Raw genomic sequence first — 14,307 nt, 5'->3', positions numbered from 1 at the left:
TGTCTAGCGTAGCGAACCGATATGGTCCAGATTGCGCTTGCACCATATTGCGAATGGGGCTAATCACCCGCCCACAGTGCTGGAGTAGCTCAGTGGTAGAGCGCGTCATTGGTAATGACGAGGTCGGGAGTTCAATCCTCCCCTTCAGCACCAGATCCCCCTTATGCCAATGGAGCATAAGCGTGCAAATCGACGCTATTCGATGCAAATGACTGTCAATAGATTTGTTTGGTGCGTTCAGAAATTTTAGCCGAGCGGAAACGGCCCAGTCCTGCAGTTGGCCAGATGTCCAAGCTCTGCTGCGCGGCTTCACCGAACCGGACTTTCGCACATCGCGCAGCATTTCGACCACCGGATGACCGCTGGGCGGATTAAGCGGAGATTCAGCCTACTGAAGGCAGATGGCTGTCGGCAGGAATATCAGGGGTTTTGCGAACGATGTCGTCAACTAGGCGTGGCTGAGGATTCACCCCGAAACGATTCTTGATGAACTGAAACTGACCTTCGTCACAACCATAAACGAAGCGCCGAGCCCCTTCCACGATCTGACGGTTGCTTTCCTTTACTAGCTTGATCTGATCGGCTTGCAAAAATGAGCTTAGAAAGCCGGGATCTGGGGTTGCTATGAAAAGGAGGCGGGGGCTGATCGGAAGCCCAAGGTGTGCGCCTGTCCCATGAAGATTATTGGTTCGGAAGATCGGCCTATCGGAAGTCAGAAAAGTCGGAGCAGACAAGGGGGACTCCCAAACCCGCCAATGCATTTGATTAATCTTTGCTCCGACCAATTCGTTGTCAATTAAGTCGTAAAGTGATTGGAATAGCTGCTGCTCTTTCGTAACCACTCGATTGGGACCACCTGCCTGATCTGCTGATGATTTGCTAAGAGACGTGCTTAACGACGTCGTTAGCGACGTGTCTTAGGTGGGGGTCGGCTATGCGTGGTGAGATACTGGGGTTTGAACGTCGGCGGCGCTGGAGCGACGAAGAGAAGCTTGGAATTGTCATGTCGGTGGACACGGATGGTGCGACGGTCACGCAGGTGGCGCAGCGCCACGAGATCACGCGGCAACAGATCTATGCGTGGCGGCATGATCTGAAGAACAAAGGACTTTGGTCGCCTGACGCAGGTGCGCTCTTCCTTCCTTTCGATATTCCTGAACACGGCGTTCCCGCCATCGCTGACACACCCACCGTCGCGGCCCCGATGGCGGTCGAACTGCGCTTGCGCAACGGCCGCAGCCTGCACTTCGACAGCAACATGGCTGCCTTGGCGCTGACGCAGCTAATCCGTGCTGTGGAAGCAGTATGATTGGTCCGGGCACTGGCGTTCGCGTCTACGTGGCTTGCGGTGTCACGGACATGCGCAAGGGCATTGCTGGTCTTGCTGCGCTGACCCAGGATGTCCTGCGCCAGAAGCCGACGGGCGGTGCGGTCTTCGCCTTTCGCGGCCGCAGGGGAGATCGGCTCAAGCTTCTGTATTGGGACGGTCAGGGCTTTTGCCTCTATTATAAAGTCCTGGAACGCGGCCGCTTCCCTTGGCCTGCAATGACCGAGGGGGCCGCCCGTCTGACGTCCGCGCAGCTTGCAATGTTGTGGGAAGGCATTGACTGGCGCAGGCCGGATTGGGGCGCGCCGCCCGCTCGCGTGGGCTGAATATATAGGCTAAAACGCTTTGTTTTTATGGCGCTATCACGTGCATTGTGGTAGCCATGTGCATGTCGAATGTAACGCAAAACCTCCCCGATGATCCCGCCATATTGAAGGCGATGATTGCGGCTTTGCAGGCGGAAAATGCCAAGATCTCGGCGACATTGCGGGTCCACGACCAGCTGGTTCAGGCCCTCCGCCTGCGGATCGCAAAGTTGCAGAAGCTGGCCTTCGGCAAGTCATCGGAAAAGATCGAGCGCGAGATCGAGCAGCTGGAACTGGCCCTTGAAGACTTGCTACTGGCCGTGGCCGAGGGCGATGAAGCGCCCATCGACGAAGGTCAGGACGAGCCGGCACCGGATGATCCCTCTGCGCCCGCGCTGCGTCGACGTCCACGTGTCTCGGATGCGACACCGCGCGAGCGTCGTGAACTTGATCCCGGCACATGCTGCGCTGACTGTGGCGGCGATCTGCGCGTGGTGGGTGAGGATGTCAGCGAACTGCTGGACATGATTGCAGCCCAGATGAAGGTGGTTCAGATCGCCCGGATCAAGAAGTCCTGTCGCCGCTGCGAGCGGATGGTGCAGGAGCCTGCACCCAGCCGTCCGATCCCAGGCAGCATGGCAGGCCCGAACCTGCTGGCTCATATTTTAGTCGCGAAGTTTGACGATCATCTTCCCTTATATCGCCAGCACGAGATCTTCGCCCGCATGGGCGCAGACATCCCCGAGACCACCCTTGTGGGCTGGTGCGGGCGGGCCATGAAGGCCTTGTCGCCACTGATCGAACGGATCGAGGCTGACATCATGGGCAGCGACCTGCTGCATGCGGATGACACGCCGATCCGGGTGCTGGACCGATCTTTGCGCGACAAAGGGCTTGGTAAAGGCGTCAGGCAGGGACGGATCTGGGCCTATGTGCGTGACCAGCGCCCATGGGCGGGGGATGCGCCACCTGGAGCCGTCTATCGGTTTGCGCCGGATTGGAAGGAGGAGCATGTCTTGGACCACCTGGCTAATGCCAGCGGTATCCTTCTAATGCCAGCGGTATCCTTCAGGCAGACGGTTACAAGGGTTATGCCAAGCTTTACGCGCCTGGGTAATCCCCCCTAAAATTAGTGGTGTTCAAAAGTAGAATTTTCTCGGCAAGATATCTGAGGAGATTTACGATGAAGAACGGACGATTTAGCGATGCGCAGATCATGGCTGTGTTGAAGCAGGCGGAGGGCGGTGTGCCGGTCTCTGAGCTTTGCCGGGAGCACGGGATGAGCAGTGCCAGCTTTTACAAATGGCGGGCTAAATTTGGCGGTATGGACGCGTCGCTCATCGCAGAGATGAAGGACATGGCCGAGCAGAATCGCCGCCTCAAGAAGATGTATGCGGAGATGAGCATGCAGAATGAGTTGCTCAAGGAAGCCCTCGGAAAAAAGTCTTGAGGCCGTCTCATCGACGAGAGATGGCCATGAAGATGGTGGCGGTGCATGGGGTCAGTGTCGCGCTGGCGTGCCGCACGTTCCAGATCAGTGAGACCTGCTATCGCTACAGTCCAACGCTGAGCACCGAGAACGAGGAGATCGCCGATTGGTTGGAACGTCTGACGGCAAACAAGCGCACCTGGGGCTTTGGCCTGTGCTTTCTGTATCTGCGCAACGTGCAGGGCTATTGTTGGAACCATAAACGCGTGTACCGGATTTACTGCGAACTGGAGCTGAATCTACGGATCAAACCCAAGAAACGGCTGAAGCGCGACAAGCCAGAACCGCTGGCTGTGCCTGACAAGCCAAATGAGACGTGGTCGATGGATTTTATGGCCGATCAGCTCTCTGACGGCCGGTCGATCCGGACACTGAACGTCCTGGATGACTTCAATCGCGAGGGCCTTTGCATCGAAGTCGACTTCTCATTGCCAGCCGAGCGCGTGGTGCGGAGTCTGAACCAGATCATCGAATGGCGTGGAAAACCCAAGGCTATTCGTATTGATAATGGACCCGAATATGTCAGTGGAAAGCTCATGGAATGGGCAGAAAAACAAGGCGTTAGGCTGGAATACATCCAACCCGGAAAGCCCCAACAGAACGCCTATATCGAACGCTACAACCGCACGGTTCGCGGCGAATGGCTCAGCCAGTACATCTTTGAAACCATCGAGGAGGCACAGGATCAGGCCACGGAATGGCTCTGGACTTACAACAACGAACGACCCAACATGGGCATCGGCGGCATAACACCCGCAATGAAACTGAAAACAGCCGCCTGAATTCTACCGCTGGACCTCATTAAAAATGGGGGGATTACCACAGAAGCTCACCTTCGCGAGGCTCCGGACGCTGCGGTAATCTACCAAGATCTAATTATGTCGACACGTCGCAAGCTGCACGACCAGCTAACAAGAATTGGCGTCGAGAATAAATTGCCCCGCAGCTATTCAACATTTGAAGAGTGCGAAGAAAAGGCCCGGCACGTGTTCAGGGGCGTCCGCATTGAACAATCAAACTCCGAACACAAAACAGTACGACCTGGAGAAATCACCTCTAGCAACGGCGGCCCAGGCGTCTATCCACTTGGCGCGGACAACAGCCCAACTGCGACGCCAAAGCCGTCCGTAGAGGTCGCAGAGGCTCATAAAATGGATCAAGTTGATACGGAGCTCCTCCCAGCTGCCACAGCTTCAGTTTCGAAGAGCGTAAAGCCGGATACTGACAAGAAACACCAACCTATCGGACGACCCAAAAGAAAAGGTAGTTTTAAATGAGCTTCGTGAACCGCGAAAGGATTGCGCTTTTGACGGAGCTTAAGGCTCCACATTTCGAGTTCCCTCGAGAAGCGAAGTTAAGATCGGCCTTCGAGAGGTGTGTTGAGGAACATTTAACCGCCCAGCAGATTGGGGGCCTAGAAGTTCGCGGCCTGCTGGTCACTGGTCAGTCTCGTATTGGGAAATCCAGAGAGTTGAATTCACTCATCCGAAAATTCAATGAAAGTGAGACTTTGATGCCAAACGGACGGCCAGCGAAAATTGTAAGTTGTCTTCTTTCTGGTCGTGTCACGTTCAAGGATCTTGGCATCAAAACACTTAGGGCGCTTGGATATGATCTTCACCGGACCCGGACACAGGAGTACGTTTGGGAAAGAGTTGTAGATCAAGCCGAGAGACAAGGTGTCATCGGTGTTCATTATGATGAATGCCAGCATGTCTTTATCGATGGCGCGAAATCTAACAAAATTTTTCTTGATAGCTTCAAGTCGATGATGAAAGAACCGCGTTGGCCAATGATGCTGATTTTGTCGGGTGTTCCGACCCTCTCCGATTATATTCGTTCGTACGAACAGCTTGAGAAGCTCGTTGACCCAGTCCATTTTGATGAGATTAGACTAAAACGGGACCGTGACCAACTCGTGAAACTCTTGTACTGCTATGCCGATAGAGTCGAGATGAATATCGACGAACTTGTTACCCCAGACTTTTTGGCGCGCCTTGATCATGCATGCTCCCACCGGTGGGGGCTTGTAATCGAGTTGTTGATCAAGACGTTAGTAGAAGTAAAACTATCTGGTAAAAATGAGCTTGAGGCAAATGACTTTGCCGTACAGTTCGCCGCAAAAACAGGCACTTTGATGCGATCCTCGCCATTCACCGCACCCGATTTCCTAACGGCGTTCGACTCCCAAAGACTATTTGAAATCAATTCATAGCTAAAATTACCCCAGTTCTTCCAAAAAAATGCTCGCCCTTGGCGGGCATTTTTTTGGCATGCACGTTTATTCTCCCCGGCTGCATGCTTATGATTGAAGATGAATTTGGAGCTTCAATTAACCCTATGATTAAAAACGTTTTTTTCAGGGGTATGCTTGCCGATTAGTGATCCTTTGCACGCTTATGCCCAATTGGCACCTTAATGATCATATCTTATTGCCTTTGCCTCTGTTCGGCTTTCGCAGCTCAGTTGCCCATCTGATCGACGTTCCGCTGACCGGCTACTGTGCCGTGCACACTCTCGCGAATCGCCGATGGAATAAAAAAACCCCGACCACTTGTGCAGCCGGGGTTTCAATTTTCACGTTATGCGGATTAACCGCGGTATGTCAGACCGGCAAACAAGCGGCCTTGGTCGCGGTGACGGCCACCGTGGACAGACCCTGCAACCGATGCGACACCGGCGATCAACGACGCAGCAGCCAGAACGAAGGCTGTCAGAATGGCCGCGTTACGGGCCGCCTGAGCTGCGTCGATTGCAGCTTCTTTCGCCGCTTCAGCAGCTTGCTCGGCTTCGGCCTTGGCTGCGGCGATTGCCTCTTCGGCCTCTTGGCGCGCTTCCTGCGCTTCGGTCACGACCGTATCGACACGTTTCTTCGCCTGTGCTTGTGTCAGATCGGTACGTGCAGCGACGGCACCGGCAAGATAGGTCCGATCCTCTTCGCTCACTTCACCCGTGCGGTAGACATTTGCCATGATGCTGGCTGTCTGCTGTGCCAGCTCTTCTGGATCAGCGGTGGTCGGGTTAACCTGATTTGGACGCAAAAGCTGGTTCGACAGATAGTCGGTCGGATCATTCTTTGCCTCGTCCGGAATCGCCGCACCAGCAGCATCAGCCAGACCAGCTGCAGCACCGCCCACGGCAGAGCCCGCAGCTTCGACAACAGTACCGGCTGCTTTGCCTGCACCAGCAGCAACATTGCCTGCGGTGTTGGCGGCAAATGTAAAGGCAGTGGACAGCATAACGGCAGTGATAACCGACCCGAGGCCCCAAACAACCAGACCATTGATCCCGTCACGTGCAGTCACTTCGTCTTCCGTCGCGCTTTCAACACGGCGGCGCATACGGCCAGCGATATAGCCCCCTGCTAGGTAAGACGCGATCAGCGTGATCACCAGCCACAGCGCCGTCAGCACCAGTTCAAGTGTGGAAGAATTGTCTGTCCCGTCCAGCGTGATCGACGACAGGCCAAGCGCCGCGCCAAAGCTGGTCAGCAACAGGCCAATGGCCACAGCGACAACGGTACCTGCGAAAATTGCAGGCCAGTCGACATATGATCCGTCGGGTGTTTTGTCAGTAAGTGTCGTATTCATGTAATTGCCTCCCCGGCATTGAATTACGCTAGGCCGATGAGCGAAAGAACCGCCATGACAACAACCACAAGACCTACGAGATAAATGATACCGCCCATTTGAAATAATCCTCTGTTAGCGCCCGCGCGACATACGCAGGCTTCAGAGGGGGAACGTCATGGAACCGGCAAAGTTCCGCCAGTTGCTCAAATATTCGACGTGTCCCATGACACAGGGGGAATACCCGCCTAGGGGTCACCCTGCCATTTGCCGTCAAAGATCATTTCGTCCACGGGGAGCCGCTTGCTCCAGCCCTTCACCTCAAGCTCGGGCGTTTGATACATCTCGTCGACGTGCCCCAGACACAGGTAGCCGACGATCTCTATGCGGTCGGGGATACCCAGCAAGCTGCGCAAATCCGCATCGTGGAACACGCTGACCCACCCCATGCCGATGCCTTCGGCGCGCGCGGCAAGCCAAAGGTTCTGGATCGCGCAGACGGTGCTATAAAGGTCCATACTTTGATTGTGGGTGCGGCCCAGTACCACCTTGCCGCCGCGGCTGCGATCACAGGTCACGCATATATTGACGGGAGCCTTGCGTATGCCTTCGAGCTTGAGCGACCGGTAGGTCGTCTGCCGATCCCCCTCAAACATCTGGGCGGCTTCCTCGTTCGCGGTGTTGAAGGCCTGCCAGACCTGATCGCGCGCCTGCTGGTCGCGGATCACGATGAAATTCCACGGTTGTGACAGGCCGACCGAGGGCGCGTGGTGCGCGGCGGTCAAAATTCGGTGCAGGACATCGTCTGCAACGGGATCGGGCAAGAACTGATCGCGCACATCACGGCGGGTAAAGATTGCCTTGTACACGGCGTCGCGTTCAGCATCTGAGAAAGGCGCGGCGGGTGCCAGCGCGGACGATATCGGCATTGTTCATTCCCCAACAATACATTTCTGCGCCTATCCCGCTGTCCACGCGGGGCAAGCTGTACTGTCTGGCCGGTCTTCTGACTTAGGGTCGTCTGGTCTGCACGCCTTCCCGGATATCTCCAGTGGCCTAGGCGCAAACCATCCCCATTACAGCGTTGGGCACGTGCAGGACTTTCACCCGCTTCCCGATTCTTCCGCCACGCGGACACCAGACCGTCCTATTGGGCCACGGCTATCCGCCCGGAACAAGCCCTATCGCGGGATCAGCTGCGTTTGGTCGCGAAAATCTTTCTCATGACGGCGTCAAACTCGTTCCATGAAATGACCGCCTTATTGCCGGCATAGCCGTGATAATAGGACCGCCCGCTAGCAGTGGGAAACCCGGCCCAGATACGCGCAAGGTTTTCCATAAAGCGGTGGCGGCTGATCTCGCCCTTCTTGAAGGACACGAACCCTGCATCGGCCAAGAGAATATCCGCCAGCCCGTCCTGCAGCTTTGGCGTAAAGCGGTCGTTTTTGCTGAGCCCTGCCTGACGCACAAGGCTGCGCAAGGTGGCAGGTATGAACTGATACCGCCCAATGGCGTGTTGCTGTCCGGGTGTGCGGTCGATCCAGCGATAGATTTCGCCGATGGTCATCTGTGTCGGGCGCTGCGGCGGCAGGCGCTTGGCCCCGTACTGCACGGCGTCGTACCCTTTGGGGCCGGCCTCGGCCCAAGCAATGAGGCTTTTGAGGTCAGCCGCAGTGCTGACACCGCTGAACGCCTGAAAGGAACGGCTGCGGCTGCTGATGGTGGGGGTACGAGCCTGCGCTTTGGGCTGGACCTTGTGGCGCAGTTTGATCTGCCCCTGTCCCGCGGATTGCATGGCGTTAAACGAAATATCGCTTTGCATGGCCGACCGGGCCCCCGAGAGGCTGAAACTATCAGCGCTGGCAGCGGTGGCGGCCATCAGTGCGGCCGTGGCAAGAATTGGCAGTGTGTGTGTAACTTTCATGTCATCCCCCATGATGAAAAATTGTCATGGACCTATCGTGACCGCTGACGGCTGCGCTTTCATTTGCGCAAGCAGGTGGGTCGGGGGCATCGACGGATAGGGGGCGGTATCTTTTGGGATAGAGGGCTATCCCGCCGTGCGGTTGCCCCCTTCGTTCAGACGGGATTTGGCGGCGCGACACGTCAGACCGCCCGCCGCGAACGTCTGGCACCCAAACAGGGGATTCGCGGTAAATCGGGGTAAAAACGTATACCCCATGACCCCCTTCCGAGCCGTCAAGCCTGCTTTCAGAACCTAAACCATGATATTCACTTGCTTAATCCGACCCGCAACGGTGGCTGTTTTGTCGGAGTTGCGCTATGTTCGGTCGCATATACTTTAGAATGGAGTGCATCTCATGACGGATGAAACGTCGCCGGGTATCCCGACACCCGACGGGGCCGCTGCCGTAATCGATACCAATTACGAGATTGGCCAAGACAACAAAGAAGGCAACGTCGGGCCCTTCGGCTTTGACATTCACAACCCGGTCTTTGCGATCTCGGGCGTGTTCATCATCGCCTTTGTTTTCTACACGCTCGCCTTGCCCGAACACTCGGGCGCATTGTTCACCTGGCTGTTTTCGTCAGTGACAAAGGGCTTTGACTGGTTCTTTATCTCTGCCGGCAACGTGTTTGTAATTTTCTGCCTGATGCTGATTGTCACGCCTTTAGGTCGTGTGCGTCTTGGCGGTGCGGATGCGATCCCCGACTATACCTACCTTGGGTGGTTCTCGATGCTATTCGCAGCGGGCATGGGCATCGGTCTGATGTTCTATGGTGTCTCCGAACCGCTGTCGCATTTCTCAAGCTCTATGGGCGGCACCGCTTTGGGCGAAGATGGGCTGCGCAGCGATTGGGCACCTTTGGGTGGAGCGGCAGGCGATCAGGTCGAAGCGACACGTCTGGGCATGGCGGCAACGATCTATCACTGGGGTCTGCATCCTTGGGCGATCTATGCCGTCGTGGGTCTGGCGTTGGCGTTGTTCAGCTATAACAAGGGTCTTCCCCTGACCATCCGCTCTGCGTTTTACCCGATCTTGGGCGAACGTGTTTGGGGCTGGCCGGGTCACCTGATCGACATCCTTGCGGTATTTGCCACGCTCTTTGGCTTGGCGACTTCGCTGGGTCTGGGTGCCACGCAAGCCAACGCGGGTCTGAACGAGCTCTTTGGCCTGCCAGTCGGCCCGACGGCTCAGGTTCTGTTGATTACCGGTATCACCGCGATTGCGACAGTATCTGTGCTGCGCGGCTTGGACGGCGGCGTCAAAATCCTGTCCGAGATCAACATGGGTCTGGCGTTCCTGCTGCTGGTGTTCGTCCTTCTGGTGGGGCCGACATGGGCGATCCTGTCGACCTTTGGGTCATCCCTGGTGGCATATGCCGAATACCTGCCTGCCCTGTCCAACCCCGTTGGCCGTGAAGACGTGAACTTTATGCAAGGCTGGACATCGTTCTACTGGGCATGGTGGATCAGCTGGTCGCCTTTCGTGGGTATGTTTATCGCCCGCGTAAGCCGTGGCCGTTCCGTGCGTGAATTCCTCACCTGCGTTTTGCTAATCCCAAGCGTGGTCTGCGTTTTGTGGATGAGCGTCTTTGGCGGCATAGCGATCGACCAAGTGGTCAGCGACGGCTACACCGCCGCGCAAGATGCAGAGCTGCCGCGCCAGTTGTTCGCGATGCTTGATGCGCTGCCGCTCGCCGGGATCACATCGCTGATCGGCATCGTGCTGGTCATCGTGTTCTTTGTGACCTCGTCGGACTCCGGCTCGCTGGTGATCGACACGATCACGGCAGGCGGCAAAGTCGATGCGCCCGTGCCACAGCGCGTGTTCTGGTGCATCTTCGAAGGTGCGGTCGCGATCGTGCTGCTGCTTTCGGCAGGCGGGCTCAAATCGTTGCAGTCGATGGTTATCTCGACCGGTTTGCCGTTCACCGTGGTTCTGCTGTTCTTGTGCTATGCCATAATTCGTGGCCTGCTCGACGAGATGAAGTCGCAGTAACACCTGAACCTGATGCGTTCATTATCTGAGCGTCGACAAGATCAATACCCCCCGTGGCCCTGCGCTGCGGGGGGTAATTTTATGCCCCGCCTCGGGGCAATATCACTGGCACTCCTCCACCCTCTATATTCCGACTAAAACTGTCGGATTGACATACCCTATTATTTCCATCAGGTTTATCGCAACGTCTAGCCACCCCGCGCACGATCACGGGGACGCCCGACACATTTGATGTGAGGAGTCCCATGATGATCCCAATTCCCAAAACGCATATTGCCGTGATCCGACAGGTCTGCGCCAGCGGACCGCCTGATCTTGCGTGCCGCGTGCCGCCCCCCCTATTCACGCCAACCGATAGAGCAGCCCTATGACCTTTCACGCCCCCCCAAAGACCCAGACCCCGATGAACGCGCTTCCAACCTATTCCGCCCGCGACCTAACCGAAGGCGGAGATCTGGCGCAAATCGTGCTGGATACCCAGACCTACACGTTGCGAATCACGCGTGCTGGCAAGTTGATCCTGACCAAATGAGGGATGCACATCAGCACCCCGGCGGTGCGCCGGTAGGATTTATCACAGAGCTAAACAGCCTTCAGGCTGCGTCGGTTATCTATTTGCGGATGTGGTGTGACGGGCCCGATGCGCAGGAAAAAGTCGGCAGCGATCTGGCCAGCGTTCTGGGTCACACCAGCGGGTCCAAGGCGCTTGCCACGTTTGAACAGCTCTGCTCACTTTGTGCGCGGTTCGGTCGCCGTCCTTTGATGCGCCACTCTGTGACGTGCAAATGTCTTGGCGCTGATGAATCCTGCTTTGCGAATTTCATCTCCACAGCCACCGAGGGCCAGCGCGAAGATGCAATGCTGATCGCAACCCTGCTGGTACGCGCAGATATGGCCCCGTTGGTGGCATCGCTTGCGGCTGATTTTGGCCTCGCGCTCAAGCGAATGCACCTGAGTGCGCCACGCGACATCGCCCGGATAGAGGCAGCACCAACGCTGCATTGATCAACGCAGGCCTGGGCCTTTCGCCGCAAAACGTGCAGGGCGGCAACCCTTCGAAAATTTCATAAGGCAACTGAACATTAATACTTGATTGTTTTTATCAGCTTTAGTACCCCGCCCTAGAACAGGTAGCCAATCGTCGTGACCAGCCCCCTAAAAGCAGCCCGAATGGGCAATGACGAGGGCGATATGACACAGACGAAAACACCCCACAGCTTGCGGGGCCACACGGCCAGCCGCAGCATCGGCATGATGACCGCCGCCGCGATCAGTGCGGCCTCTCCAGCAGCGCTTTATGCGCAATCCAGCGACGAGCCGCTCCTGCTCCCCGGGATCGAAGTTGAAACCTCTGAACCACAGGCCGCCAAGCCCAAGCCGCAACCCGCCAAGAAACGCGCGGCCGCGCCAGCGCCACGCGTGACACCTGCACCTGCCCCCGCGCCTGTCGTAGCCCAAGCCCCCGTGGTCGCAGCCCCCGCCGCACCTGCCGCGCCGGTTGCCGGCGAGAACGGCCTGTCGCCCTACGCCAACCCCGAAGCCGGATATCAGGCCGTACAATCGGGCAACTCGCTGCTGACGCAACCGCTGGTCGATACACCGCGCACCGTCACCGCAGTCACCCAAGAAGTGCTGCGCGACAAGAATGCAACGTCGGTCCGTGAACTCGCCCGCACCACACCCGGCATCACATTGGGCACCGGCGAAGGCGGCAACGCATTCGGCGACGTTCTGTTCATTCGCGGTTTCCGGTCCTCTAACGACGTCTTCATCGACGGCGTGCGAGATTCCGGCGTTGCCGTGCGCGAAACCTTTATGGCCGAACAGGTCGAGATCACCAAAGGGCCGTCCGGCTCCATCGGTGGGCGTTCCACCACAGGCGGCGCGGTCAATCTGGTGACCAAAAAGGCGCAAGATACGGACTTCGTCAAAACCACCACAACCCTTGGCACCGCCGATCTGGCACGGCAGGAAGTGGACTGGAACAAGGTCTGGAACGACCGTTTCAAGACCCGCATCGGTGCCGTCGCCCAAGTCAGCGACGTTGCAGGCCGCGATGGTAGCAAAGACGACCGTCTGGGTCTGTCGGTTGCCGCTGAATACAAAGCGACCGAGCGTCTGACGCTGGATTTCGAAGCCTACCAGCTGCAGATGAAACAGATGCCTGATTGGGGTGTGCCATGGGATGGCACCAACAACGTGCCCTTCACCGAATCCGCTGCCGGACGTCCGACGCTGGATCGCGACACCTTCTACGGTAACCCCGACCGCGATTTTCACGATGCGACACAAAGCGTTGCCACCTTTGGCGCGACCTTTGAAATCGCGCCGGGCATGACCTTTAACAACCGCAGCCGACTAAGCCGGACCGAAAACGACTATATCGTGTCAGCTCCTGAAGGCCCCGACACCTCGGATGCCGATCCGCAGAACTGGACCCTGACCGCCTCCCCCAAGAGCCGGTATCAGGTGAACGAAGTGGCCTCCAACACCAGCGAGCTGTCTTTTGGTTTTAACACCGGATCGGCACGCCACGACATGATCGCGGGCTTCGCGCTGTCGCGTGAAGAGATCAGCCAGCGTGGCTATGTCGGATTGTCCTCCGAAGTCGGTGGCGGCACCGCAGAAGACCGTCTGGCAGGGTGCACTGTCTCGATCTACAACCCCGACACCAGCGGCTGTTCCACAGCGACACCGGTACGCAGCGCGGATGCGACGCTGACCGATGTCACCACGCGGTCGCTGTACCTGAATGACACGATCACGTTTAACCCGCAGTGGCAGCTGAACCTTGGTGCCCGTCTGGATGATTACAGCGTCAGCCGGACCACCACCCAAGCCGGTGCTGAAACGCTGTCGCGCGATGACACCTTGTTCAACTGGAACGCCGGTGTTGTCTGGAAGCCACGTGAGAACGGGTCGGTCTACCTGTCCTATGCCACCTCATCCAACCCTGTCGGGGACGAACTGGATGCCGGGGGCGGTAGCTACAACGGGATCGATTCCTCGAACCTTCTGCTGGAGCCCGAAGAAAACACCGCGATCGAACTGGGCACCAAATGGCAGTTCGGCAACCTGACCGCCACCGCAGCGCTGTTCCAGACCACCAAGGACAACGCCCGTGAAAGCTCCGGCGGTCGCGGCGCGCCTGTTGTGACCACGGCGACCGGTGAATACCGCGTCCGCGGGATCGAACTGGGCTTTGGCGGCAACATCACCGAAAAGCTGAGCCTCTTTGGCGGTGCGACCCTGATGGACAGCGAAGTGCTGAAAAGCAGCAACCCCGACAACGTTGGCGAAGAGTTCGCGAATATCGCACACGAGCAGTTCAACGTACTGGCCCGTTACGACGTCAACGACCAGTGGAGCTTTGGCGGTCAAGCCACATGGCGCGGCAGTGTTCAGGGCGGCACATTCGCGGCCACCAACGGCAACGAGCTGTCCAGCCACTGGCGCTTTGATCTGATGGCGGACTACCACATCACGGATGATGCCTCGGTCAACTTCCGCATCGATAACGTGCTGGACGAAACCTACTATGACGCGCTGTACCGCTCCGGCACGCCGTTCGTCTATGTGGCGCCGGGTCGCTCTGCGTCGATCTCTGTCAGCATGAAGTTCTAAGCTACACACCACTGGCTGGCGGCGCAGG

The 14,307-nt window shown here is 57.4% G+C and carries 13 protein-coding genes, 1 tRNA gene, 1 pseudogene and 1 riboswitch; of the genes and pseudogenes, 11 read left to right on the top strand and 4 right to left on the bottom strand.

All coding sequences use genetic code 11. The features are described from left to right. Positions 1–78 precede the first annotated feature (78 nt). A tRNA-Thr gene (locus tag ACVBAU_RS05125) sits at positions 79–153 on the top strand. 230 nt (positions 154–383) lie between these two features. Here ACVBAU_RS05125 and ACVBAU_RS05120 read toward each other — a convergent pair. Next, the gene (locus tag ACVBAU_RS05120) at positions 384–842 is read right to left on the bottom strand and encodes a DUF4238 domain-containing protein (protein WP_448328258.1); all 459 of its coding nucleotides are present in this window, start codon (positions 840–842) and stop codon (positions 384–386) included. 92 nt (positions 843–934) lie between these two features. On the opposite strand from ACVBAU_RS05120, the gene tnpA reads away from it, so the two are divergent. The 6 genes and pseudogenes from tnpA (at position 935) to ACVBAU_RS05090 (ending at position 5,336) form a co-directional block, all read left to right on the top strand. Next, on the top strand, positions 935–1,309 hold the full coding sequence (gene tnpA / locus ACVBAU_RS05115) for an IS66-like element accessory protein TnpA (RefSeq protein ID WP_243266315.1): 375 nt from the start codon (positions 935–937) through the stop codon (positions 1,307–1,309). Next, positions 1,306–1,653: an IS66 family insertion sequence element accessory protein TnpB gene (tnpB, locus tag ACVBAU_RS05110; RefSeq protein WP_086055032.1), complete on the top strand. Its 348-nt coding sequence runs from the start codon at positions 1,306–1,308 to the stop codon at positions 1,651–1,653. The genes tnpA and tnpB overlap by 4 nt, the downstream gene beginning before the upstream one ends. 62 nt (positions 1,654–1,715) lie before the next feature. Beyond that, positions 1,716–2,743: pseudogene (gene tnpC / locus ACVBAU_RS05105) on the top strand (IS66 family transposase); the annotation flags it as partial. A gap of 72 nt (positions 2,744–2,815) precedes the next feature. Beyond that, positions 2,816–3,903 (top strand): IS3 family transposase gene (locus tag ACVBAU_RS05100; RefSeq protein ID WP_448325853.1). Its coding sequence is split into 2 segments (ribosomal slippage): positions 2,816–3,077 and positions 3,077–3,903, totalling 1,089 coding nucleotides; the frame shifts between segments, so codons are not numbered across the junction. Positions 3,904–3,999: 96 nt separating this feature from the next. Then, positions 4,000–4,398, top strand: coding sequence for a hypothetical protein (locus ACVBAU_RS05095; RefSeq protein ID WP_448328255.1), 399 nt, complete (start codon positions 4,000–4,002; stop codon positions 4,396–4,398). Next, a complete protein-coding gene (locus tag ACVBAU_RS05090; RefSeq protein WP_448328253.1) occupies positions 4,395–5,336 on the top strand; it encodes an AAA family ATPase in 942 nt (313 codons plus the stop codon). Before ACVBAU_RS05095 ends, ACVBAU_RS05090 begins: the two co-directional genes overlap by 4 nt. Before the next feature lie 376 nt (positions 5,337–5,712). On the opposite strand, the gene ACVBAU_RS05085 is transcribed toward ACVBAU_RS05090, so the two are convergent. The 3 genes from ACVBAU_RS05085 to ACVBAU_RS05075 all read right to left on the bottom strand — a co-directional run bounded on the left by ACVBAU_RS05085 (position 5,713) and on the right by ACVBAU_RS05075 (position 8,614). Continuing rightward, a complete protein-coding gene (locus tag ACVBAU_RS05085; protein WP_448328251.1) occupies positions 5,713–6,711 on the bottom strand; it encodes a hypothetical protein in 999 nt (332 codons plus the stop codon). 227 nt (positions 6,712–6,938) lie between these two features. Next, entirely contained in the window at positions 6,939–7,619 is a 681-nt protein-coding gene (gene bluB / locus ACVBAU_RS05080; protein WP_448328249.1) for a 5,6-dimethylbenzimidazole synthase, read from the bottom strand. Between the two features lie 50 nt (positions 7,620–7,669). Beyond that, a riboswitch (cobalamin riboswitch) is annotated at positions 7,670–7,847 on the bottom strand. 35 nt (positions 7,848–7,882) lie between these two features. Continuing rightward, complete coding sequence (locus ACVBAU_RS05075; protein WP_254700445.1) at positions 7,883–8,614, bottom strand: hypothetical protein; 732 nt, start codon at positions 8,612–8,614, stop codon at positions 7,883–7,885. Positions 8,615–9,011: 397 nt separating this feature from the next. Here ACVBAU_RS05075 and ACVBAU_RS05070 point away from each other — a divergent pair, with 397 nt between their 5' ends. The 4 genes from ACVBAU_RS05070 to ACVBAU_RS05055 all read left to right on the top strand — a co-directional run bounded on the left by ACVBAU_RS05070 (position 9,012) and on the right by ACVBAU_RS05055 (position 14,279). Continuing rightward, positions 9,012–10,655 carry a BCCT family transporter gene (locus ACVBAU_RS05070; protein WP_448328247.1) on the top strand — a complete coding sequence of 548 codons (1,644 nt, stop codon included), beginning with the start codon at positions 9,012–9,014 and terminating at the stop codon, positions 10,653–10,655. A 367-nt stretch (positions 10,656–11,022) separates the two neighbouring features. Then, on the top strand, positions 11,023–11,187 hold the full coding sequence (gene hemP / locus ACVBAU_RS05065; RefSeq protein ID WP_093734290.1) for a hemin uptake protein HemP: 165 nt from the start codon (positions 11,023–11,025) through the stop codon (positions 11,185–11,187). Continuing rightward, positions 11,184–11,660, top strand: coding sequence for a hypothetical protein (locus ACVBAU_RS05060; RefSeq protein ID WP_138924127.1), 477 nt, complete (start codon positions 11,184–11,186; stop codon positions 11,658–11,660). Before hemP ends, ACVBAU_RS05060 begins: the two co-directional genes overlap by 4 nt. 165 nt (positions 11,661–11,825) lie before the next feature. Then, positions 11,826–14,279, top strand: a complete 2,454-nt coding sequence (locus tag ACVBAU_RS05055; RefSeq protein ID WP_448328245.1) for a TonB-dependent receptor — start codon at positions 11,826–11,828, stop codon at positions 14,277–14,279. The last annotated feature ends 28 nt before the right edge of the window (positions 14,280–14,307 follow it).

The sequence above is a fragment of the Sulfitobacter sp. M13 genome, assembly GCF_053474885.1.
The sequence above is the reverse complement of the archived record's forward strand: the minus strand, read 5'-3'. Positions and strand labels throughout refer to the sequence as shown.

What these genes read in the sequence shown, in the direction of transcription:
- tnpA (WP_243266315.1), top strand. Translation starts at nt 935, where the DNA reads ATGCGTGGTGAGATACTGGGGTTTGAACGTCGGCGGCGCTGGAGCGAC.
- tnpB (WP_086055032.1), top strand. Translation starts at nt 1,306, where the DNA reads ATGATTGGTCCGGGCACTGGCGTTCGCGTCTACGTGGCTTGCGGTGTC.
- ACVBAU_RS05095 (WP_448328255.1), top strand. Translation starts at nt 4,000, where the DNA reads ATGTCGACACGTCGCAAGCTGCACGACCAGCTAACAAGAATTGGCGTC.
- ACVBAU_RS05090 (WP_448328253.1), top strand. Translation starts at nt 4,395, where the DNA reads ATGAGCTTCGTGAACCGCGAAAGGATTGCGCTTTTGACGGAGCTTAAG.
- ACVBAU_RS05085 (WP_448328251.1), bottom strand. Translation starts at nt 6,711, where the DNA reads ATGAATACGACACTTACTGACAAAACACCCGACGGATCATATGTCGAC.
- bluB (WP_448328249.1), bottom strand. Translation starts at nt 7,619, where the DNA reads ATGCCGATATCGTCCGCGCTGGCACCCGCCGCGCCTTTCTCAGATGCT.
- ACVBAU_RS05075 (WP_254700445.1), bottom strand. Translation starts at nt 8,614, where the DNA reads ATGAAAGTTACACACACACTGCCAATTCTTGCCACGGCCGCACTGATG.
- ACVBAU_RS05070 (WP_448328247.1), top strand. Translation starts at nt 9,012, where the DNA reads ATGACGGATGAAACGTCGCCGGGTATCCCGACACCCGACGGGGCCGCT.
- hemP (WP_093734290.1), top strand. Translation starts at nt 11,023, where the DNA reads ATGACCTTTCACGCCCCCCCAAAGACCCAGACCCCGATGAACGCGCTT.
- ACVBAU_RS05060 (WP_138924127.1), top strand. Translation starts at nt 11,184, where the DNA reads ATGAGGGATGCACATCAGCACCCCGGCGGTGCGCCGGTAGGATTTATC.
- ACVBAU_RS05055 (WP_448328245.1), top strand. Translation starts at nt 11,826, where the DNA reads ATGGGCAATGACGAGGGCGATATGACACAGACGAAAACACCCCACAGC.